The sequence below is a fragment of the Acinetobacter wuhouensis genome (assembly GCF_001696605.3).
Taxonomy (GTDB): domain Bacteria; phylum Pseudomonadota; class Gammaproteobacteria; order Pseudomonadales; family Moraxellaceae; genus Acinetobacter; species Acinetobacter wuhouensis.
The window spans coordinates 2922267-2944057 of record NZ_CP031716.1; the positions used below are offsets into that span (position 1 = coordinate 2922267).

The following is a 21791-nucleotide window of genomic DNA, read 5'->3' on the forward strand; positions in this document are numbered from 1 at the left end:
GGGTCAGAGGCAATCATATATATTAACGCATAATAATATATTCAAAGTGCATATTTTGTTTATATTTATTTTGTTAAAAACTAGAAAATCATCAATAAAGCCCACATTTTGCAGGCTTTATGATCAAGTAATTTTTTTAATTTTTACCCGTATGACCAAAACCACCTGCACCGCGCTCAGTTGCTTCAAACTCATTCACAACATCAAATTGCGCTTGAATTACAGGAACAAGAACGTATTGAGCCAAACGCTCACCTGGCTCTAAAGTAAATGTTGTTTGGCTACGATTCCATACAGAAACCATCAGTTCGCCTTGATAATCTGAATCAATCAAACCCACTAAGTTACCTAAAACAATGCCGTGTTTATGACCTAAGCCTGAACGAGGCAAGATTAAACCTGCAAAATTCGGATCTTCGATATAAATTGCCATCCCTGTTTTGACCAAAACAGTTTGACCTGGCTCAATTTGAATCGCCTCTTCAACACAAGCACGTAAGTCCAAACCTGCTGAACCCGTTGTTGCATAAGTTGGCATTGGCCATTCTTGACCTAAACGTGTATCAAGTACTTTTACCTGAACTTTCATTTTGAAATCCTATTGAAATTAAACGTGGAAATTTTAAATAAAGCACCCTTAATCTTTTGCTTCAAAGACCAAGAGTGAATATAAACCTGAGATCATTCGCAATTATTTTTTCAATAATGCTTTTAAATTTTGCAGATATTGCTGTGCTTGTTGCTTAGGATCGACATTTTCCGCCAACTTTTTCTTACGCCCTAGCCAATCCAACTCATCTTGTGGCAATTCATCTAAGAAACGACTTGGGGTCATTTGCTTCATCTGACCACCATTTTTACGTTGCTCTGCCAATGTCAGCGTCAAGCCTTGTTGCGCACGGGTAATTCCCACATACATCAAACGACGTTCTTCTTCAATCGTTTCAGCGGCAATCGAGTTTTTATGTGGAAGTAATTCTTCCTCTAAGCCCATGATGTAAACGAATGGAAATTCCAAACCTTTTGAAGCATGTAGCGTGAGTAAATTGACTTTATCTGTGTCTTCTTCTTCCTGCTGTTGCTCAAGCATATCGAGTAACACCATTTTACGAATCACACTTTCAATATTTTTTTCATCCACATCTTCCGCACGGTTAATCAAACTCTGGATACTGCTATACAACATTTCCACGTTATCGAGTTTGGTTTTTTCCTGTGCTGGAGTGGCAGCCGTTTCTTTTAAATAATCAATATAGCCCGCTTCCATCATCATCTGACGAATTTTCGGTACAGGCTCATCATCATCTAACAATTCACGTGTGAAGTTGTTAATAAAATCGGCAAACTCTGCCAATTGCGTGGTTGCTTTCTTTGGCATCACCATTGTTAAACGTTGATCATTCGCCGCAGCCAATAGTGAAAGATGATTTTCTTGAGCGAATAAACCCAATTTTTCAAGTGTCACAGGGCCAATCGCACGTTTTGGTGTATTGATAATGCGTAAGAATGCACTGTCATCTTCAGGATTAATGATGACACGTAAATAACTCATGATGTCCTTAATTTCAGCACGTCCAAAGAACGATTGACCACCTGAAAGTTTATAAGGAATCTGCATTTGACGAAGCTGTGTTTCTAGAACACGTGCTTGGAAGTTACCACGATACAATACGGCGTAATCTTTCCAATTTTTCCCATTCATGAGTTTATGGGTCAATAAATCTTTGACTACACGCTCAGACTCATCATCATCATTACGGCAAGTAATAATTCGAATGACTTCACCGTGACCTTTATCACTCCACAATTTTTTGTCAAAAATATGCGGATTGTTATCAATCACATGGTTGGCAGCTTTTAAAATACGACTGGTTGAACGATAGTTTTGTTCAAGTTTGATGACTTTTAAATTGCGGAAATCATCTTTTAGCAACGCCATATTTTCAGGTTTTGCACCACGCCATGCGTAAATGGATTGGTCATCATCACCTACCGCAGTGAATTGTCCCATCACACCTACCAATAATTTTACTAAAATATACTGTGCGGTGTTGGTATCTTGATATTCATCGACCAATAAATAACGAACACGATTTTGCCAACGATCACGAACTTCTGCATTATCCTGTAAAAGGCGCGTTGGCATAACAATCAAATCATCAAAATCCACTGCATTATAAGCACGTAAATTACGCTCATAGAGTTGATACAAATGCGCAAATTGTACATCTTCAGTGGTTTCACAAGTCGTATGTGCTTGCTCAGGAAGAATTAGATCGTTTTTCCAATCCGAAATTTTCTTCATGGCTTTGGCAATCAAATCTTTACTTTCTGCACCTGACAAATTGTCACGATGCATCAAATCCATCAAAATGCGTTTACAGTCGTCTGCATCCAAAATAGAGAAATTGGCTTTTAATGGCGTATTTTTAAGCTCTATACGTAATAAATTTAGACCGAAAGTATGGAAAGTCGAAACCGAAAGCCCCTTACCCTCTTCTTTACCTAGCAATTTACCCACACGTTCTTTCATTTCACGTGCCGCTTTATTGGTAAATGTCATCGCCGTAATACGATGTGCTGGAATGCCACACTGCTGAACTAAGTATGCAATTTTTCTTGTAATTACTGAGGTTTTACCTGAACCTGCCCCCGCAAGTACTAACAAGGGCCCTTGAGTATATTTCATGGCTTCAAGTTGCTTGTCATTCAGTTGACTTGCTTTCGACATTGTTCATCCTCTAAAAACTTCGCGCTTGATTATAGTCATCTAACGAGGACTTGCAAAATGCTTGATGTGAATTTTAAGACACAGTACTACATGTATTAAGTTGTCAGCTCACCATTTTTATAAATTGGAGAACATCTTCTTAATGATTAAATTTCAATTTATTAATAACTTATCTTCAAACACAGTGAATGCATTTTTATTTTAAATTCGATTAGCTGTAATTCTACGCTCGAAATATGACTCACAGAATAAAAAAAGGAACCATAAAAAGTCTATGATTCCTTTTTCAACAACACCATCAAGAAATTAATACGTTTTTACTAACTTCTTCATGTAATGCGAATTAGCTCGCAGCATAGATGCTGATTTCTACACGACGGTTTTGTTCACGACCAGCAGCAGTTGAGTTATCTGCGATTGGGTTTTGTGAACCATAGCCTTGAGTGTCAATACGGCTAGAAACACCTTGACCTTTCAAGTAGCTTGCTACAGACGCAGCACGGTTTTGTGACAATGGAATGTTAATTGCATCGTTACCTGTGTTATCTGTATAACCAGTAACAAGAATTACACTCTTGTTGTCTTCTTTCAAAGTTTGAACAACTTTGTTTAAAGTACCGTAGAAGTTAGGCTTAATATTTGATTTATTCGTATCAAATGTAATACTACCTGGCATAATTAAAGAAACAGAACCATCTGGATTACGGTTAACGTCTACACCAGTACCTTGCATTTGTTGACGAAGTTTCTTCTCTTTATTATCTAAATAAGCACCTGCGCCAGCACCAACTAAAGCACCAATCGCTGCTGCACGGTTGTTTTGCGCAGAAGTATTTGCATTACCACGAGACAAACCATAGCCTGCTGCCGCACCGATCAAACCACCTAAAGCAGCTTTATCGTATTCCATACCGCCGATATTATTACCAGTTGTTTGACAGCCAGAAAGTACGAGAGCCCCTGCTGTTAAAGTTGTAATTACTAGTGCACGCATGACATGCCTCCAAGTTGTGTTTTTTGTTGAAGTAATTTTGGTATAAAAAACAAAGTCTCACTATATGTATTTTGTTAAAAAGCGCTTTTTTTTTAACATTTTGTAATATTTTGATCTCATTTTACAAACTGAACGCCATAATTTATACATAGTGATGAATTGTGTCTTTTTAAATTCAGTCACAACGACTATATTGCATAATTGAACTTATCTTCTCAATCCAAGATTAGGACTGTTCTATGTCATCTCAACAGCAGAAGCAACCTATTTTAAAAAAAATTACGAAAGGTTTAACCGTTGGTACTGTGATTACGGGTAGCACTTTCTTTCATGGACCGCCTGTTTTGGCTTTAGGCTTCACGAAATTTTTTAAAAAATCCAAAAAAGTCGATGAAACCAATATTAACATTACAAATAGTTGGTTAAGTGTCAATAACTGGTTGATTGATCATGTACTTCCTGAAACGAAATGGGACATTTCTGTCGATGAAAACCTCGACTTAAATATGCAAGGTCGTTATCTGATGACCTGTAATCATCAAAGTTGGGTGGATACCACAGTGAATCAATACTTTGGTCTAACCCGTATGCCACTCACTCGTTTCTTTACTAAATGGGAGCTCATTTTCATTCCATTCGTGGGACAAGCCTTTAAGATTTTAGGCTTTCCAATGATGAAGCGTCACACGAAAGAACAAATTGCGAAAAACCCTGAACTGAAACATCGTGATATGGAAGAAGCTCGCAATGCTTGTGAACAGTTATTAAGTCAACCTTTTACCTTGCTGAATTATCTTGAAGGGACACGTTTTACACCAGAAAAACATGCGCAGCAAAAATCACCTTATACCAATCTACTCAAACCTAAAGCAGGCGGATTAGCCTTAGCACTCAATATTTTAGGTGATAAAATCGATGCATTGGTCGATATGACGATTGTTTATCCTGATGGTGCGCCAAGATATGGTGAGTTTTGGCTAGGTGAAGTTCCTCGTATTGCCGTCAATATGCGTAGAATCAATATTCCTGATTGGGTACTTGGCGGTAACTATGAAGATGATGCAGAATACCGTGAACGTTTTCAAATTTGGGTCGATGAACTTTGGACTGAAAAAGACCAACTCATTTCCCAAATGAAACAAAAATACAAAAATTAAATTCATTTCGATGAAAAATTAAAAATAACTCAGAAATAACAAAGGATTGGTATGACAGAACAAGCCACAGATCAAGACAACATAGAAGCACCAAAAGTAGAGAAAACGGTTGGTTGGTGGATCGCTTTTGGTTATGACATCTTTATGATGTTTATCATCGTGTTTAACTTGTTCTGTTTGAGTGCCAATGCATTTCTAATGAGTGAATTTGGAAATTGGTTTTTTAACGAAATCCAACTTCCACAAGTCTTACATTATTACAAAACTGATCTATATCCTTGGGTTGTCAAAACTGAAAGTTGGTTTATTACCTTTTTAATTGCAGAGCTCGGTATTCGTTGGTTCATTGCGATTATCAATAAACATCATGCACGTTGGTTCTTCTTTCCTTTTATTCATTGGTATGAAATTTTAGCCATCAATCCATACTTACGTTTTTTACGTTTAATCCGTGTCGGCATTATTGCCTATCGTTTCCATGAACTTGGTTATAAAGTAGTTCCAGATAGTATTATGAAACGTGTATTGTTCTATTACCGTGTGGTGATGGAGGAAATTTCAGATCGTGTTGTCATCACAGTGATTGATAGTATCAAACATGAATTAAACACCAGTTCGACGCATAAAAAGATTATCCATAATCTGGTAGATCATCACCGAGAGCAATTTGCACAAACATTAGCAGAAATTTTGCAAGAGGCTTTAGCCACTGAATTAAAAGCACAAAACACAGCAATCACCAATGGTGTTGGACAAATTGTCCGCCAAGCAATTGAAGACACACCACAATTGACCCAACTGTTACGCCTCATTCCAATTGCAGGTAGCATGATTGAAAATCAAATTCAAAATATTGGGCAACAATTGGGTGAAAATATTACTCAAGGTCTCATTGATCCATTCACCCAAGGAAATGTACAAAGCCCAAATTCAACCTATCAATTGATCTCAACTAAATTAAGTCAGTTAAATATTGATAATCAAAAGCTTGAAGAACTGGTTGAATCTGTAGTCTATGAAAGTTTAGAATCAGTTAGGCAACAAGTGAAAGTAAAACAGTGGCAAATTGAATTAGAAAAAAATGATCAAGCGAAAGAATAAGCAATTCATTGAAAATATTTGTATCTTTACTAGAGAAATCATTCAATATGCTCTAGCATTTGCTCAATTTCACCATTTGACTTTTAGATAGAAGAATTTAGGTCACAAGCCTATTAAGGAATCACTATGGCTGATATACGGATTACTGGCAGAATGGTTAATTTTACCCGATTAACCTTTGATACAAATGATCATGATGCCATCCGCCAGCAATTAAATTCAATGATGAGCGAAACCTCTTATCAAGGGGCTTTAGTTATTATTGACACGACTGTTGAACAAGAGCTTATTGCGCTTATTCAATTGTTAATCAGCTTAGATTTACAGCCTATGGCTGTGATTGATGGCTTATTGGGTGACCAAGCACGTGCAATTCAATTTCCAGTATTAGCAGCAGACAGACCATTACAACGGATTAAAGCGACAAAAGAACAAGTGGTTGAAACGCCTGTAAAAGAACCAACAGCATCAACAACGCAAGTGAATCATGTCAATGCTGAACCCGCTAAAAAAGTCAGTCACATCACCTCTTACCATGATGAAATTTTAAGAACAGGTCAATGCCTTGTACAAGACCATGGTGACATTATTCTCAATGCTGGGATTAATAGTGGCTCAGAAGTGATTGCTTCAGGAAATATACATATCTACGGAAGTGTTCGTGGTAGAGTCATTGCAGGTGCAGGTGGTAACACAACTGCAAGAATTTTTTGTCACTCATTAGAAGCCGAATTGGTTTCGATTGCAGGGACATATTGTGTCGCAGATGACATCCCGCCAGATGTAATTAAAAAATCTGTACATATTCACTTAAATGATCAGCAAGAGCTTGTATTTGAAGCTTTGCAATTTTAAGGTATAAATTAAACACCATATAAAACTCGTTTAAACGGGTGGATGACCATAATAGGAGTGGATTCGGTGGCCAAAATTGTTGTCGTTACATCAGGCAAAGGCGGTGTAGGTAAAACTACAACGAGCGCATCTTTTGCAACAGGACTTGCCCTTCGTGGTCATAAAACTGTTGTGATTGATTTTGACGTAGGTTTACGTAACTTAGACTTGATCATGGGTTGTGAACGTCGTGTTGTATATGACTTTGTAAACGTTTTAAATAATGAAGCACGTTTACAACAAGCATTGATTCGCGATAAAGATATCGAAAATTTATATATTCTTCCTGCATCACAAACACGCGATAAAGATGCTTTGACTGATGAAGGTGTAGCTCGCGTTATCGATGAACTATCACAAGAGTTTGACTACATTATTTGTGACTCACCTGCGGGGATTGAACGTGGTGCGATCCTTGCCATGTATCATGCAGATGAAGCAATCATCGTGACGAATCCAGAAATCTCTTCTGTACGAGATTCAGATCGTATTATCGGTATGTTGGACAGCAAAACCAAGAAAGTTGAAAACAACGAAGGTCGTGTACGTAAGCATTTATGTATCACTCGTTTCAACCCTGAACGTGCTGATAAACAAGAAATGTTAACGATTGATGATATTTCTAAAGATATTTTACGTGTACCAACTTTAGGTGTAATTCCTGAATGCCCAAGCGTATTGCAAGCATCGAACGAAGGTAAGCCTGTTATTCTTTATCAAGATGCAAGCGCAGGTCAGGCTTATGATGACCTTGTTGCACGTTTCCTAGGTGAGGAGCGTCCTTATCGTCATATTACAGTGAAACCTAAGGGTTGGTTAGCACGTCTATTTGGAGCGTAGAAATGGCAGGATTTTGGAGTAAACTTTTTAGCAATGATGACAAACCATCTAGCGCCCAAACTGCTAAAGATCGCTTAAAAGTTATCGTTGCTTCTGAAAATGGCTTGGGTAAACGCCTGAGCCAAGATAAGATTGATCAAATGAAGAAAGAAATCATGCAAGTGGTCAATCGTTATGTACGTGGTGTGGATGAGCAGCATATTCAAATGCAAGTTCGTTCAGAAGCTAACATTGAAATGTTGGAAATGAATATCAATTTACCTGAAGAACGTTAATTTCATTATTGATTAGTCAAGTGAATTGATTCAGGGCAAAATATGAGACTGGGATAGCAAAGCGCTGCTTTGCCCAGTCGCAAGACGAGAAGCTGTGCTTCGAGTGGGCAGATCGAGCTAAAAAGGTTTTTTCTGCCCATATTTTTGCCCTTTTTCATAGACGAATTTCATAGAAACATTGCTGTTTTCATTCTAATACGATCTGAAAATGCTTTTATAATATTGAGATAAGTCAAACAATTAATTATTTTGAGGAGATGCTGTTATGGCACTTTCACAGCCAGCAACGTTCAATGAAGAATGGTCAGACGAGCGTGTATTTGCCTATTTGGATCAATTACCGCCTGAAGGTGTGAATGGTGATTTCCATGTGCTTTATCATGCATTTAAACACATGCGTCCTTTCGACTATGCGCGCTTATTGACTAAATTCATTGCAGATGGACGCGATGTCAATGCGACTAATCCAGAAGGTCAACGCATTCATGACGTGATTGCACAGTATCCTCGTCAAAAAGAAGGTTTCTTAGAAGTATTGGCTAAATTTGCTTAATATTTTTAGTGAATAAATAAAGGGAAGCTAAATGAACTTCCCTTTTTTATGCTCATCATTTTGCGCTGATCTATAAACTTCACTCTAGATACCTTTGATCATTTAAATACGAATCATCTAGACCCAAACTAAATATTTGAATTTACAGTTATCGACATAATTTTCTAACGAAATAACCATAATGGCATCAATACAAGTCAAAAGCCTTAATCTAGCCCATTTCAATACGCCAATACCAACTTTCAACATATTCTGTGTTTAATAGAATTAACCCATCAAAAAAGTACAGACCATAAAAAACCCAGCTTTCGCTGGGTTTTCTTCGAATCAATTCAGAGCTTAGTGAGCAGCGAATTGGTTCATTGTGTTTTTAGCATCGTCGTGCGCTTTAAGAGCGTTGTCACCAGAGAAGATTTCTTTGTGATCATCACCGATGTCAGAACCAGCCATTGCTTGGTGTTTAACACAAGCGATCGTACCGCGGATCTCTTTACGTTGAACGCCAGCAACATAAGCAAGCATACCTTGGTCGCCGAAGTAACCTTGAGCAAGCTCATGCGTAGAAAGAGCAGCTGTGTGGTAAGTTGGAAGTGTGATCAAGTGATGGAACACACCCGCTTCACGAGAAGCATCAGCTTGGAATGTACGAACTTTTTCATCAGCATCAGCAGCTAATTCAGTTGCATCGTACTCAGCGCTCATTAATTTAGCACGGTCGTAAGCAGAAACGTCTTTACCTTCAGCAACCCAACGGTCGTATGCTTGCTGACGGAAGTTTAAAGTCCAGTTGAATGATGGAGAGTTGTTATAAACAAGTTTCGCATTTGGAACTGTTTCTTTAACACGGTTCACCATGTGAGCGATTTCTTCAACGTTTGGAGTCGCAGTTTCGATCCAAAGAAGGTCAGCACCGTTTTGTAAGCTAGACACACAGTCAAGTACAACGCGGTCAATTTGAGTGCCTTCACGGAACTGATACAAGCCAGAAGCTAAACGCTTAGGACGGTGTAATTTACCGTTACGTTTGATTAGGATTTCGTCTTCTTGAGCATCAGCGATGTCGATTTCAACTGTGTCTAAGTAGCTGATGTATTGAGAAGCGATGTCGCCTGGCTCTTTAACCACTGGGATTTTTTGAGTCAAGTCAGCGCCTTCAGAGTCAGTACGCGCAACGATGATACCGTCATCAAGACCCATTTCTAAGAATGCATAACGTAATGCATGGATTTTAGCGATGAAGTCTTCATGTGGAACTGTTACTTTACCAGCTTGGTGACCACATTGTTTAGCATCAGATACTTGGTTTTCGATTTGAAGTGCACAAGCACCAGCTTCGATCATTTTACGAGCAAGTAAGTAAGTCGCTTCTTCGTTACCGAAACCAGCGTCGATGTCAGCAATAATTGGCACAACGTGAGTTTGGAAACCGTCGATTTGAGCAGTGATTTCAGCGGCTTTAGCAGTATCACCAGCTTCGTTTGCTTTTTTAAGCGCACGGAACAAATCGTTTAATTCTTTCGCATCAGCTTGACGAAGGAAAGTATAGATTTCTTCGATTAATGCTGGAACTGAAGTTTTTTCGTGCATAGATTGGTCAGGAAGTGGACCAAATTCTGAACGAAGCGCAGCAACCATCCAACCAGAAAGGTAGATATAACGACGTTCAGTTGTACCGAAGTATTTTTTGTTCGCAATCATTTTTTGTTGTGCGATGAAACCGTGCCAGCAACCTAATGATTGAGTGTATTTGCTAGAGTCAGCATCATAAGCAGCCATATCACGACGCATAATCGCAGCTGTATATTTAGCAATGTCTAAACCAGTTTTGAAACGGTTTTGCATTTGCATACGCGCAGCATCTTCTGGGCTAATGTCGCGCCAAGTGCTTCCGAATTTTGCTTTTAATTCACGGATTGCATCAATCGCTGTTAAGTATGTAGACATGATATGTTCCTGTAATAATATTAGGATTTCATCAATTGAAGTGCTGAACCTGCTCGGTATTCAATTGTTCAGATTTAGAACACTTCGTTGTTATGGACTTAGCTTAGATTGACTCCTAGAATTAATCCAATATTTTGAGTTAATTCTCAGTATTTATTTAAAAAATATGTAGATCAAAGTCTTATTATAATTATGTTTCAAAACTTTAAATAATTATTTTTAAATAACTTTTTCAAGAAATAATTCCTTAGTGTTTGTATAGATATAATACAATTTGTCTGTTTCGACATCATTAGACTTAAGTCTGAACAATCAACAAAAAACTTGATTTCACGTTTTAGCGGAGAAAATACGGGTAAAATATTCGTAACCCCCCCCCTATCCACCTTGTTCATTAATTTACCTAAACCTTGTGTTTATTATTCATTTCCGAACTAAGCGCTTAGGCTATACTGTATAATGAATGCTTTGATAAAATTTATAAACTGCTGTGATTTACTCTATGCTTAGACACTTACTGACATCAATTTAATAAATGATAATGCTCATCCGATAAGCTAGATGTTTTTTCTTCTACTTTTTACACAAAGCCATTTCCTTATGGCATAATCCAAAATGATTTTTAAATTTTATTTTCGGTATTTTTTTTATGAATCTTGAGCGGGTCGATCTCAACCTCTTAATTTACCTTGACGTTCTTTTACGTGAAAAAAATGTCACCCGTGCCGCAGAACAATTGGGTGTGACCCAACCTGCCATGAGTAATATTTTACGTCGTCTCCGTAATTTATTTAATGATCCCTTATTGATTCGTTCTTCTGAAGGTATGACCCCAACAGAACGTGCTTTAGAATTACAACCGCGTATTCGTGATGCACTTTCTGATTTGTCGATGATTTTGGAACCACGTACCGAGTTCCGCCCTTATACTTCAAATCGTGTCTTCCGCATCATGACGTCAGACTATGCCGAAGCGACTCTTGTTCCTCGCTTAGTTAAAGCCTTACGTTCAGAAGCACCAAACGTGGTTCTCGACTTTTTAACACCAAGTGATGTGTCATATCGTGATATGGAACAAGGTAAAGTTGATTTAGCGATTAACCGTTTCAATGAAATTCCACAAAGTTTCCATCAAGTCCTTGTTTGGCGTGATAGCTTTTCATGTCTTTTGAATGGTAAACACCCTGCTGCAAATAATTTAAATCTCAAAAGCTATTTAGATGCACAACATATTTGGGTATCTAAAACGGGTATGGGCGTGGGCTTTGGTGTCAATCCTGAAAAACAAGCAGGTTTAGGCTGGATTGATCAGGCTTTAGAACGTATTGGGCAAAAACGTAAAATTTCAGTATTTACCCGTCATTATCAAATGCCTGCATTATTGGCTTCAAATGTTGACTTGGTTGCAACCTTACCGACTCGCATTGCTCGCCTACAAGCAAAAAGCCAAAACTTATTGATTAAAGACCCTCCATTTTATATTCCTGAATTTGAATTAAAAATGGCATGGTGTCCTTTATTGCATCATCACCCTGCACATCGTTGGTTACGTCAATTGATTCTTTATGTGGCACGCCAAATGATTGAAGAAGAAAATCGTGAATTCATGCAAAATAATTCGCATTTTTCTCAATATTAATAGAATTTTACTTAAATTCTTATCATTTCAAGCTTATACTCAATTCAAATCGGTAGTGTTTTACACACTACCTCCCTTTATTTGTGTTAATTTATGACATATTAACAACATCTCATAATAATGATGATCCATAGGTGGATTCGTGAGCCTCTTCCAGAATATCCTCATCATCGCGGTACTTATTGTAGGAGCAGGTTTTTTATCTTTGACTGAAATCGCACTTGCAGGTGCGCGTAAAGTCAAACTCAAGATCCTTGCCGAATCAGGTGATGAACGCGCACAGAAAGTCCTCGACTTACAGCAAAATTCAGCTGATTTCTTTGCTGCGTCGCAGATTGGCTTAAATGCTGTTGCCATCCTAGGCGGTATTTTAGGTGAAGGTGCTTTTCGTCCTTATTTCTTTGAATTTGTTTCACGTTTCTATGCTGGTCCTTGGGCTGAAACCATCAGCTTTGCACTTTCATTTACCTTAGTCACTTCATTATTTATTCTGTTTGCAGATCTGATGCCAAAACGTATGGCAATGATTGCACCTGAAAAAATTGCTGTCTCGGTCATTAACCCGATTCAGATTTTTATTGTAGTCTGTAAACCATTGGCTTGGTTTATCAATGCTGTTGCCAACTTGCTTTTCCGTCTGTTCAAAGTGAATACGACACGTGAAGATAATATTACTTTTGACGATATTTCTGCGGTGATGGATGCAGGTGCGCAAGCAGGTGTATTGCAAAAGCAAGAGCACCATTTTATTGAGAATGTATTCGAACTCGAAGAACGCAATGTACCTTCAAGTATGACCACACGTGAAAATGTGGTGTATTTTACACTTAAAGAATCAGAAGATAGTATTCGTCAAAAACTGGCTGAATATCCTTATTCAAAGTTTTTAGTTTGTAATGAAAATATTGACCAAGTGATTGGCTATGTCGATGCCAAAGATATACTAGTACGTATTTTAAATAATCAAAAAATCAATCAGCTCAATGAATCAACAATTCGTAATGTCTTAACCATTCCTGATACTTTAACACTCTCTGAACTTCTCGATCGTTTCCGCTCAAGTAAAGAAAAATTTGCTGTGGTGATCAATGAATATGCTTTGGTCGTTGGTGTGATCACCCTGTCTGACATCATGATTACTGTGATGGGCGATTGGGTTACACCGATGGAAGAAGAGCAGCAAATCATTAAACGTGATAATAATTCATGGCTGATCGAAGGTAGCACACCGATTGAAGACATGATGCATGCGCTGGCTATTGATGAAATGCCAGATGCAGATAATTATGAAACTCTAGCAGGTTTCATGATGTATAAACTCAGAAAAATTCCACGCCCTGCGGATACCGTGATCTTTGGTGGTTATAAATTTGAAGTTGTCGATGTCGATCATTTTAAAATTGACCAACTTTTAGTGACACGTCTATTAGAACCTAGTGAAGCAGAAACACCTGAAGAAGAAGCTAAATAATCATTTTTTTTAATGGCTAAAATTTTAGACATAGGCTTAGTGACCTACAAGCATAGGTGACTAAGCTTATCTTTTTTTAACCACACGATTCGCCCATTTCCTTTATAAATCATGTAAAGAATATGACCCATAGCACAGATTGTTTATCATTTTAAAAAATATGAAAATTATCATGATTCAACTCAAATCCAACCACTAAAAATAAATACCTTAAAAATCAAAATATTAAAAATAATCACCTTTTTAGTGCAAAAATTATTAAGTTCCATAACTGACTGTTTTTTATATTTTATAATTTTCAAAAATAGTGATGAAATCATCATTTTCAATCATATATTTTAATTTAATCAAATAACTATTAGCATTCACCTACACAAAAAAAGGCTTTTCAATAATGCCTATCTTCAAGGATTGAACTATGCTCACCGTATTAGGTTTGGGCATGATTTTGTGCTTTATGTACTTAATTATGTCAAGAAAAATGACTGCTCTCGCAGCTTTAACACTGATCCCAATTGTCTTTGCACTCATCACTTATGGTTTGAGTTTTTATATCGACAGCATAGGTCACTTCGAACTCAAAGAACTCGGTGAAATGATGTTAGATGGTGTGAAAAAGCTCGCACCTACAGGTGTAATGCTACTTTTCGCAATCCTCTACTTCGCCATTATGATTGATACTGGGCTGTTTGATCCTTCAGTTAAATTCATTCTTAAATTGGTCAAAGGTGATCCACTCAAAGTAGTCATCGGTACAATTACACTTACCATTATTGTGTCATTGGATGGTGATGGCTCTACGACTTATATGATCTGTGTTGCAGCTATGCTTCCGCTCTACAAGCGTTTAGGTATGAGCCCATTGATCATGGCATGCTTAATGATGCTTGCCAGTGGTATCATGAATTTAACCCCTTGGGGCGGTCCAACGGCGCGTGCAGCAAGTGCACTCCATGTAGAAGCAAGTGATGTATTTGTACCCATGGTACTTCCAATGATTATTGCGATTATTTGGTTGTATTTTGTTGGCTATATGTATGGTCGTTCTGAGCGTAAGCGTTTAGGCATTATCGAATTGGATGTTAGTCATGGTGACAATATTCAAATTTCGACCAACCCAGAAGCCAACCGTGCACATTTAAGATGGTTCAATGCTTTGCTTACAGTCGTGTTGATGGTCTGCTTGGTCAAAAGCGTGTTACCGCTACCAATCCTGTTTATGATTGCACTGTGTATTGCACTGGTGGTGAACTATAAAGATGTCGACATGCAAAAATCACTGGTTGCACACCATGCAGGAAGTGCTTTAAATGTCGTTGGAATTATCTTTGCAGCTGGTATTTTTACAGGGATTCTCTCGGGCACGGGTATGGTGGATGCTATGTCTAAGGAGTTGGTGGCGATTATTCCTGAAAGCATGGGACCATTTCTTGCTCCAATTACCGCTGTAATTAGTATGCCTTTGACCTTCTTTATGTCCAATGATGCTTTCTATTACGGTGTGCTTCCTATTCTTTCTGAAGCTGCTGGACACTACGGTATTACCCCTGTAGAAATGGCGCGTGCTTCGATCGTGGGACAACCTGTACACTTACTTTCACCATTGGTTCCATCGACTTATTTACTCTGTGGCTTGGCTGGAATTGAGCTAGGACAACATCAGAAATTCACCATTAAATGGGCAATTTTGACATGTTTGGTCATGGGTGCTGCGGCATTGGTACTTGGTGTGTTCCCACTCTATTCGACTTTGCAATGAGTTGAAACTAGAAATATTCTCCCAATACAGATATTACTAGCCCTCAAAAAATAAAAGCACGATATTCGTGCTTTTATTTTTGACTAATTTTTAGAATCAATAGCCAGTAATCAGCATATCCAATACAGCTTGATAGTGAATATTAATATCATCTTCTAAAATTTTATACGCGCTATCGAACTGTACCATTGGCCAGCCTTCTTTCCAGAAAGGGAAAATATTATGTAGGTCATGCGTCACAATGGCATCTTCACGAATAATCGCTTGCGCCACTTGAGATAAAACTTGTGCCGTTTCAGCACCATCAATTTTTAAATAATCAATGCCATGCGCTTTTAGAATGCGGATACGGTCTTTTTTATAACGAATTTTTTTCGCTTGTGCTTCATTTAAATTTAAAGCTAAAACAACTGCTTCTACAAATTTTTCTTCAAAACTTTGATTTAAAGCCACTAAAGCCTGTTTATGTGCTTCCTGACGTCCTGCTTTCCCACCATCACGAATGATTTTATTTGATTCGACATTGAGTTCATCAGATTTCATTGATTGAAGAATGTCTAAAATTTCAATATCACTTAATGATGCAGAAGAATCTGTCATGGGAGTCCTAAAAACAAAATAAATTAAGTGCCTATTTTCGCATAAATTGAAAATTAAAACAGAGATAATGTTAATCTCAATATAGAAAGGCTACTACTTAGCTGATCATCCATCAATGTTAATCAAATAATAATTCAGGATCTCATCGTGTTATGTCAATTTCAGCTTTAATCGCATGTACCAGTTTTTATTCAGCTTTATACCTTTTTTACTTTTATTTTGCCAAGCAACAACAACCTCTTTTGCTTATTTTAGCTGTAGCGCTACTTGTCTTTGCCTATATCATTACGCCATCGGCAGAAAAGAAAGAACGCCGTCATTTCAATAACACATTGAACTATGAAAATTGGTTTACCTTACCACTCTATACATGGTGGCGATTATTTAGTTTACCCATACGTTTTTTACTGTCTAAACTATTTGATTAGTGTATAAATTATTCTATCCATATATAAATGATTTGATCAATCAATAAAAAATGAGGTCATATGAAAGCGATTGCCTACAAAAAACCTTTAGCTATCTCAGAATCAAATGTGTTTTCTGAAATTGAAATCAACCAACCTATTGCCAGTGGTCATGACTTACTCATCCAAGTTAAAGCCATTTCAGTAAATCCTGTTGATGTTAAAATGCGGCAACGCACTGCACCTGAAAATGACACTTGGAAAATTTTAGGACATGATGCAGTTGGAACCGTCATCGCCATTGGAGATCAAGTTGAAGACTTTAAAGTCGGTGATGAGGTTTTCTATGCAGGATCAAACCAAAGACAAGGTTCTTATGCAGAGTATCAATTGGTCGATGAACGTATTGTTGGATTTAAACCTAAATCATTAAGCGATGCTGAAGCAGCTGCGCTACCACTCACATCTTTAACCGCCTATGAAATGCTCTTTGATCGCTTAAAAGTTCAAGAAACCAAAGCAGATAAACCTGTCATTTTAGTGATCGGTGCTGCTGGTGGCGTGGGTTCAATTACAGTTCAACTATTAAAAGCCTTAACTGAATTTACCGTGATCGCGACTGCTTCTCGTCCTGAATCCAAAACTTGGCTTAAAGAAATTGGTGCAGATTTTGTCATTGATCATCAGCAATCAATTGAATCACAAATCAAAGCTTTAGATATTGGCTCACCGCACTATGTATTCTCTATCAATGGTACAGGAGCTTATACACAAGCCATTGCCAATGTGATTGCACCACAAGGGCACTTTGGCTTGATTGATGATCCTGAAAATTTTGTGATTAATCCATTTAAAGTGAAGTCGATTTCAATTCATTGGGAATCAATGTTTACACGTTCAACTTTTCAAACCAAAGACACCGCTCGACAAGGCGATATTTTAAATAAAGTGTCAAAATTACTCGATGACAAACGAGTAAAAACAACTTTAGGACAAAACCTCGGTAAAATTAATGTAGAAAATATTACTGAAGCCCATCGATTGATTGAATCAGGGAAAAGCATTGGTAAGATTGTATTAGAAGGCTTTTAGTTTAAGAACTTCGAAATGATCAATCTTTATATGCTGGTCAATAAAAGCCTGAGTCAAAGCCTCTAAATTTTAACGCATGGTGTAATGTCAACTTCGTACAATGACACTACACCCTGTTTTTAATAAATATTTTATTAAACCCGAGATAGTGACGTTGCATATTGAACAACGTCTAGATGCCCAAAGAATCCAGGCAAACCACCTGTGTGTAGGAAAATGGTTTTCTGCCCTTTTTGAATCGTCCCATCACGTACGGCTGCAACCAAACCTGCAAATGCACGTCCTGTATAGATTGGATCTAAAACAATCCCTTCATATTGTGCAATTAAACGTAATGCCTCTTTTACAGGCTCAGTTAAAGCACTATATCCATCACCAACTTGATCCAGTCGCACACGAATTGTGTCTGAATAATCTGAGGATTGCATATCTGCTAATAAATTACGCACTCGATTTTCAGGATCTGTAACTGCTCCAGTATGTACACCATAAACCAAATCAGCACCTAACTCATGGACTAAACCCGCCATTGTTCCACCTGAGCCCAATGCAACCACTACATGGTCAATATGTTCAGCTTGTTGCTTTAACTCTTTGGCACAATCAACATACCCCTGTGCAGCATATGCATTCGATCCACCAAAAGGAATGAAAGAAGCTGTAATGCCTTGCTGTTGTAAGTCCTGAATCCGTTGTTGAGCAGCTTGTTCTAATTGTCCATCATCAGCATCACCTAACCAATGTAATTTGGCACCAAATAGTCCATCTAAAACAATATTGCCTGTTGGATGCTCAGGAGCTTGCCCTGCTAAAACCAATTCAACATTTAATCCTAGTTTTGCTCCTGCAGCAGCTGTTAAGCGAGCATGATTACTTTGTGCAGCCCCCACAGTCACTAAAGTTGTCGCACCTTGTTCAACTGCTTTTGCACACGAGTATTCAAGTTTTCTGATTTTATTTCCGCCACCACCTAAGCTAGATAAATCATCACGTTTAATCCATAGATCTTCGGCATTCAAACCTAAAGCAACTGCTAAACGAGGTAAATTTTCTAGTGGTGTATTCCATGTACCTAATGCAATTTTATTCATCAAAAATATCTCATGACCATTTGTGTAATGGAATGTTGAATATTGCGATTGCAATGACTACAACTCGACATTGGATCACAATATTCAAATCTTTTTATGTTAAATCACTTCAACCACAACTTTACCGATATGTTCACCCGTATCTAAACATGCATGTGCATCTTGAATCTGATCAAACTTAAAGGTTTTATAAATCATCGGTAAACATTCACCTTTAGCCCACAGTGGCACAACATGTTCCATTAAGCCTTGGGCAATTTCAGCTTTTTCAGCCGTATTTCGCGCGCGCATGGTCGACCCCGTAATGGTCAAACGCTTCATCATAATCTGACCTAACTTCACCTCTTTGGCTTTTGCACCACCAAGGAAAGCAATATAAACCAAACGACCATCACGACGTAATAAGTTCAAGTTTTGATCTAAATATGGTGCTCCTACCATATCTAGGACAATATCAACACCTGTATTGTCCGTCTTTTCATTGATCACTTGCTCAAAATCTTGAGTTTTATAATTAATTGCAGTGGTTAAATGACCTATCGCTGCAACTTTTTCATCTGAACCGACCGTAGCAAATGATTTTAAACCTAATGATTGACACAACATTAAAGTCGTTGTTCCAATTCCACTTGCACCACCATGCACAAGCACCGTTTCACCTGCTTTGGCATGTGCCATTTGGAACACATTTGCCCATACTGTGAAGAATGTTTCAGGAATCGCAGCCGCCTGAATATATGAAACACCGGTTGGCACGTGAATCGTCTGTGACTCAGGTACTACACAATATTCTGCATAGCCACCGCCATTGGTTAAACCACAAACCTTATCCCCTACTTTGAATAAAGTCACATCCACACCCACAGCAACAACTTCACCCGCAACTTCCAACCCTGGAACAGGGGTCACGCCTTTTGGCATTGGGTATAAGCCTTGGCGCTGTAAAATATCAGGACGGTTGATACCAAAAGCATGCACTTTAACTAAGACCTCATCAGACTTCGGCTGCGGAATCTCAACTGATTCATACGCCAATTTATCCACGCCACCTGGTTCTGTGATAATCACTTGTTGCATTGTTGTTGCCATTGCTTCCTTCCTTTTTAATCCACTACTTTTCATGCTTTTCTATTTGAACATAAAGTTCAGCGTGAATGAATCTTTATCTATTTTTGGTTCAAACTATATTGGAATAAGCTCTTTAAAAAATACACTATTCCGTAATTTTTTGATAAATGCTTTACAGAAGCAAAGCAAACCGAGTACTACAATTCAATATATTGACAATGTTGACAAAAATAAATGTCATAAAAGCTAATTTTCAGATTACATTGTTAAACTTATCTGATATTTTAAAATGACTAGGGTTAAATCTGACGGTTTTTCATACTAAATGTACTTTATTTTAAAGTTCATCTATTCAAACAACTGCACAGAATTTTAAACAGTACACAGTAATAAAAAACGATCATAATCTTAGTAAAACAAAAGTAAAAACAAAAATTTAATACTCAATTATCAAGGACTAGATAAATATGAGAATCAATAAAATCGCTTTAGCTGTTATGACCACCTGTATGCCGATCACAGCACTCTATGCTGCTGCAATGGATCGCTCTGGACAATCGATTACACCATTTCTACAGCCCAATAATTACTTTGAAGCTGGAATTTCCATTTTAGATCCAACCGTTGAAGGAAAAGAAGCTGATGTTTCGGCAACACGTCGAGATATTGAAGATATGGGCAATGACTATTATTTTCCCAGTGCTGCAATAAAACTCCAGCTTACAGACAATATTTCTTTTGGTTTGCTTTATGATCAGCCTTTTGGTGCGGATGTCGCCTACTCAGGCAATAATATTTTTGTGACGGACAGTAGTACCACAATTTTAGATCAAAAGTTATTGACTGGATTGATTGATCAAAAATTTGCAAGTTTAACGGCTGAACAAAAAGTCGGATTGGCAATACAAGGCGTTAAAGGTGCCGATTATTTAAAAACCCCTGCTGGACAAGCAGAGTTTGCCCAAACACTACAAGCGTATAATAACAATGCGACAGCAAAAGCCCAGATTGATACAGGTGTAAAAGCTGGAATTACCCAACAAGTGGATGCAACTAAAGCTTACCTTGGAAAAGGACAAACTTCCGCAAAAGTCGATACTGAAAACCTGAGCATGATTTTTGGCTATCAACCCATTAAAAATATTAATATTTATGCAGGTGGCGTCTACCAAACCATTGACGGTAGTTTACACTTAAGAGGTCAAGCGACCAGTGTTTATAATGGTTATGATGCAACTTTTAAAAAAGACAGTGGTGTCGGCTGGCTCGCTGGTTTTGCCTATCAAATTCCTGAAATTGCTCTAAAAGCATCAGTTACCTACCGTTCAGAGATCGACCATAAAGTCACGACCCATGAAAATGTGTCCAGTCTGCCCGCTTTGGTGGGATTAGGACAAATTTCTCAAGCAACTGCGGATAGTATTGCAGGGACACAGAAAAAAACAGATATTACTACGCCACAATCGGTCAATATTGATTTACAAAGTGGCATCATGAAGGACACGGTTGCATTTGCCAATATTCGTTGGGTAAATTGGAAAAACTTCGCCATCCAACCTTATCAGTTTGGGGCAATTTCAAAAATTGTGGGACAACTGCCTTCCGTAGCTCAACCGAATGGTTTTAATTTATTGAAATATTCAGATGATCAATGGAATGCAACTGTCGGTGTTGGACGCAAATTATCAGATCAATGGGCGGGTAATGTATCTGTCGGATGGGACTCTGGTGCAGGCAACCCGATCACAGCACTTGGACCGACAGAAGGATATTGGAATGTCGGGCTCGGTGTGCAATTTAGCCCTACACCACAAACCTTTATTTCAGGTGGTGTAAAATACTTCTGGTTAGGTGATGCGCAAGGGCAAATCGCTTCTCAATCAGGCAAGAAAACCTATGTTGCTGATTTCACAGATAATACTGCGATTGCCTATGGTTTAAAAATTGGATATCGTTTCTAAAGTACTATCGGTTTAGCATGTAAGTTTCCTAAACTTACATGCTCTTTACTCATGAATGAACCACTATTCAAAATAATATTTCGATCAGTAAATTCCCGATCACTCTATTAAAACAATCAACAAAATGTCTTAACACTAGCGTCGCCTACTGTATCTGCCCTTTCACACGCCTGTTTAATATGCTATAACTTTTAAAATCATTTACTTATAATTA

The 21791-nt window shown here is 37.9% G+C and carries 19 protein-coding genes; 12 read left to right on the forward strand and 7 right to left on the reverse strand.

Annotated elements, in window-relative coordinates; genetic code table 11:
- Nucleotides 1–136: 136 nt before the first annotated feature.
- From dut to BEN71_RS14580, 3 genes are all read right to left on the reverse strand, one after another.
- Nucleotides 137–589, reverse strand: a complete 453-nt coding sequence (gene dut, locus BEN71_RS14570; protein ID WP_068975809.1) for a dUTP diphosphatase — start codon at nt 587–589, stop codon at nt 137–139.
- A 102-nt stretch (nt 590–691) separates the two neighbouring features.
- Nucleotides 692–2731, reverse strand: a complete 2040-nt coding sequence (locus BEN71_RS14575; protein WP_068975810.1) for a UvrD-helicase domain-containing protein — start codon at nt 2729–2731, stop codon at nt 692–694.
- 343 nt (nt 2732–3074) lie between these two features.
- The gene (locus BEN71_RS14580; RefSeq protein ID WP_068975811.1) at nt 3075–3725 is read right to left on the reverse strand and encodes an OmpA family protein; all 651 of its coding nucleotides are present in this window, start codon (nt 3723–3725) and stop codon (nt 3075–3077) included.
- 239 nt (nt 3726–3964) lie between these two features.
- Between BEN71_RS14580 and BEN71_RS14585 the strand changes: the two genes are divergently transcribed.
- From BEN71_RS14585 to BEN71_RS14610, 6 genes are all read left to right on the forward strand, one after another.
- Nucleotides 3965–4882: an acyltransferase gene (locus tag BEN71_RS14585; RefSeq protein ID WP_068975812.1), complete on the forward strand. Its 918-nt coding sequence runs from the start codon at nt 3965–3967 to the stop codon at nt 4880–4882.
- Nucleotides 4883–4933: 51 nt separating this feature from the next.
- On the forward strand, nt 4934–5983 hold the full coding sequence (locus BEN71_RS14590) for a hypothetical protein (protein ID WP_068975813.1): 1050 nt from the start codon (nt 4934–4936) through the stop codon (nt 5981–5983).
- Between the two features lie 126 nt (nt 5984–6109).
- Nucleotides 6110–6838 (forward strand): septum site-determining protein MinC, encoded by a 729-nt coding sequence (gene minC / locus BEN71_RS14595; protein WP_068975814.1) that lies wholly within the window; start codon nt 6110–6112, stop codon nt 6836–6838.
- 66 nt (nt 6839–6904) lie between these two features.
- The gene (gene minD, locus BEN71_RS14600) at nt 6905–7717 is read left to right on the forward strand and encodes a septum site-determining protein MinD (RefSeq protein WP_068975815.1); all 813 of its coding nucleotides are present in this window, start codon (nt 6905–6907) and stop codon (nt 7715–7717) included.
- Between the two features lie 2 nt (nt 7718–7719).
- Nucleotides 7720–7992: a cell division topological specificity factor MinE gene (gene minE, locus BEN71_RS14605; protein ID WP_004722763.1), complete on the forward strand. Its 273-nt coding sequence runs from the start codon at nt 7720–7722 to the stop codon at nt 7990–7992.
- A gap of 265 nt (nt 7993–8257) precedes the next feature.
- Entirely contained in the window at nt 8258–8545 is a 288-nt protein-coding gene (locus BEN71_RS14610) for a PA4642 family protein (protein WP_068975816.1), read from the forward strand.
- A 339-nt stretch (nt 8546–8884) separates the two neighbouring features.
- Here the strand turns inward: BEN71_RS14610 and BEN71_RS14615 are convergent, their stop codons facing one another.
- On the reverse strand, nt 8885–10489 hold the full coding sequence (locus tag BEN71_RS14615; protein WP_068975817.1) for an isocitrate lyase: 1605 nt from the start codon (nt 10487–10489) through the stop codon (nt 8885–8887).
- 649 nt (nt 10490–11138) lie between these two features.
- On the opposite strand from BEN71_RS14615, the gene BEN71_RS14620 reads away from it, so the two are divergent.
- From BEN71_RS14620 to BEN71_RS14630, 3 genes are all read left to right on the forward strand, one after another.
- On the forward strand, nt 11139–12128 hold the full coding sequence (locus tag BEN71_RS14620) for a LysR family transcriptional regulator (RefSeq protein WP_068975818.1): 990 nt from the start codon (nt 11139–11141) through the stop codon (nt 12126–12128).
- A gap of 142 nt (nt 12129–12270) precedes the next feature.
- A complete protein-coding gene (locus BEN71_RS14625; protein ID WP_068975819.1) occupies nt 12271–13599 on the forward strand; it encodes a hemolysin family protein in 1329 nt (442 codons plus the stop codon).
- Between the two features lie 418 nt (nt 13600–14017).
- A complete protein-coding gene (locus BEN71_RS14630) occupies nt 14018–15358 on the forward strand; it encodes a CitMHS family transporter (RefSeq protein ID WP_068975820.1) in 1341 nt (446 codons plus the stop codon).
- 96 nt (nt 15359–15454) lie between these two features.
- On the opposite strand, the gene BEN71_RS14635 is transcribed toward BEN71_RS14630, so the two are convergent.
- The gene (locus BEN71_RS14635; protein WP_068975821.1) at nt 15455–15958 is read right to left on the reverse strand and encodes a hypothetical protein; all 504 of its coding nucleotides are present in this window, start codon (nt 15956–15958) and stop codon (nt 15455–15457) included.
- 152 nt (nt 15959–16110) lie between these two features.
- Between BEN71_RS14635 and BEN71_RS14640 the strand changes: the two genes are divergently transcribed.
- Entirely contained in the window at nt 16111–16386 is a 276-nt protein-coding gene (locus tag BEN71_RS14640; RefSeq protein ID WP_068975822.1) for a hypothetical protein, read from the forward strand.
- A 60-nt stretch (nt 16387–16446) separates the two neighbouring features.
- Nucleotides 16447–17457, forward strand: a complete 1011-nt coding sequence (locus tag BEN71_RS14645; protein WP_068975823.1) for a zinc-binding alcohol dehydrogenase family protein — start codon at nt 16447–16449, stop codon at nt 17455–17457.
- A 134-nt stretch (nt 17458–17591) separates the two neighbouring features.
- Here the strand turns inward: BEN71_RS14645 and BEN71_RS14650 are convergent, their stop codons facing one another.
- The gene (locus BEN71_RS14650) at nt 17592–18548 is read right to left on the reverse strand and encodes a D-cysteine desulfhydrase family protein (protein ID WP_068975824.1); all 957 of its coding nucleotides are present in this window, start codon (nt 18546–18548) and stop codon (nt 17592–17594) included.
- 99 nt (nt 18549–18647) lie between these two features.
- Nucleotides 18648–19637 carry an NAD(P)H-quinone oxidoreductase gene (locus BEN71_RS14655; RefSeq protein WP_068975825.1) on the reverse strand — a complete coding sequence of 330 codons (990 nt, stop codon included), beginning with the start codon at nt 19635–19637 and terminating at the stop codon, nt 18648–18650.
- A gap of 446 nt (nt 19638–20083) precedes the next feature.
- Between BEN71_RS14655 and BEN71_RS14660 the strand changes: the two genes are divergently transcribed.
- Nucleotides 20084–21577: a long-chain fatty acid transporter gene (locus BEN71_RS14660; protein WP_068975826.1), complete on the forward strand. Its 1494-nt coding sequence runs from the start codon at nt 20084–20086 to the stop codon at nt 21575–21577.
- Nucleotides 21578–21791 lie beyond the last annotated feature (214 nt).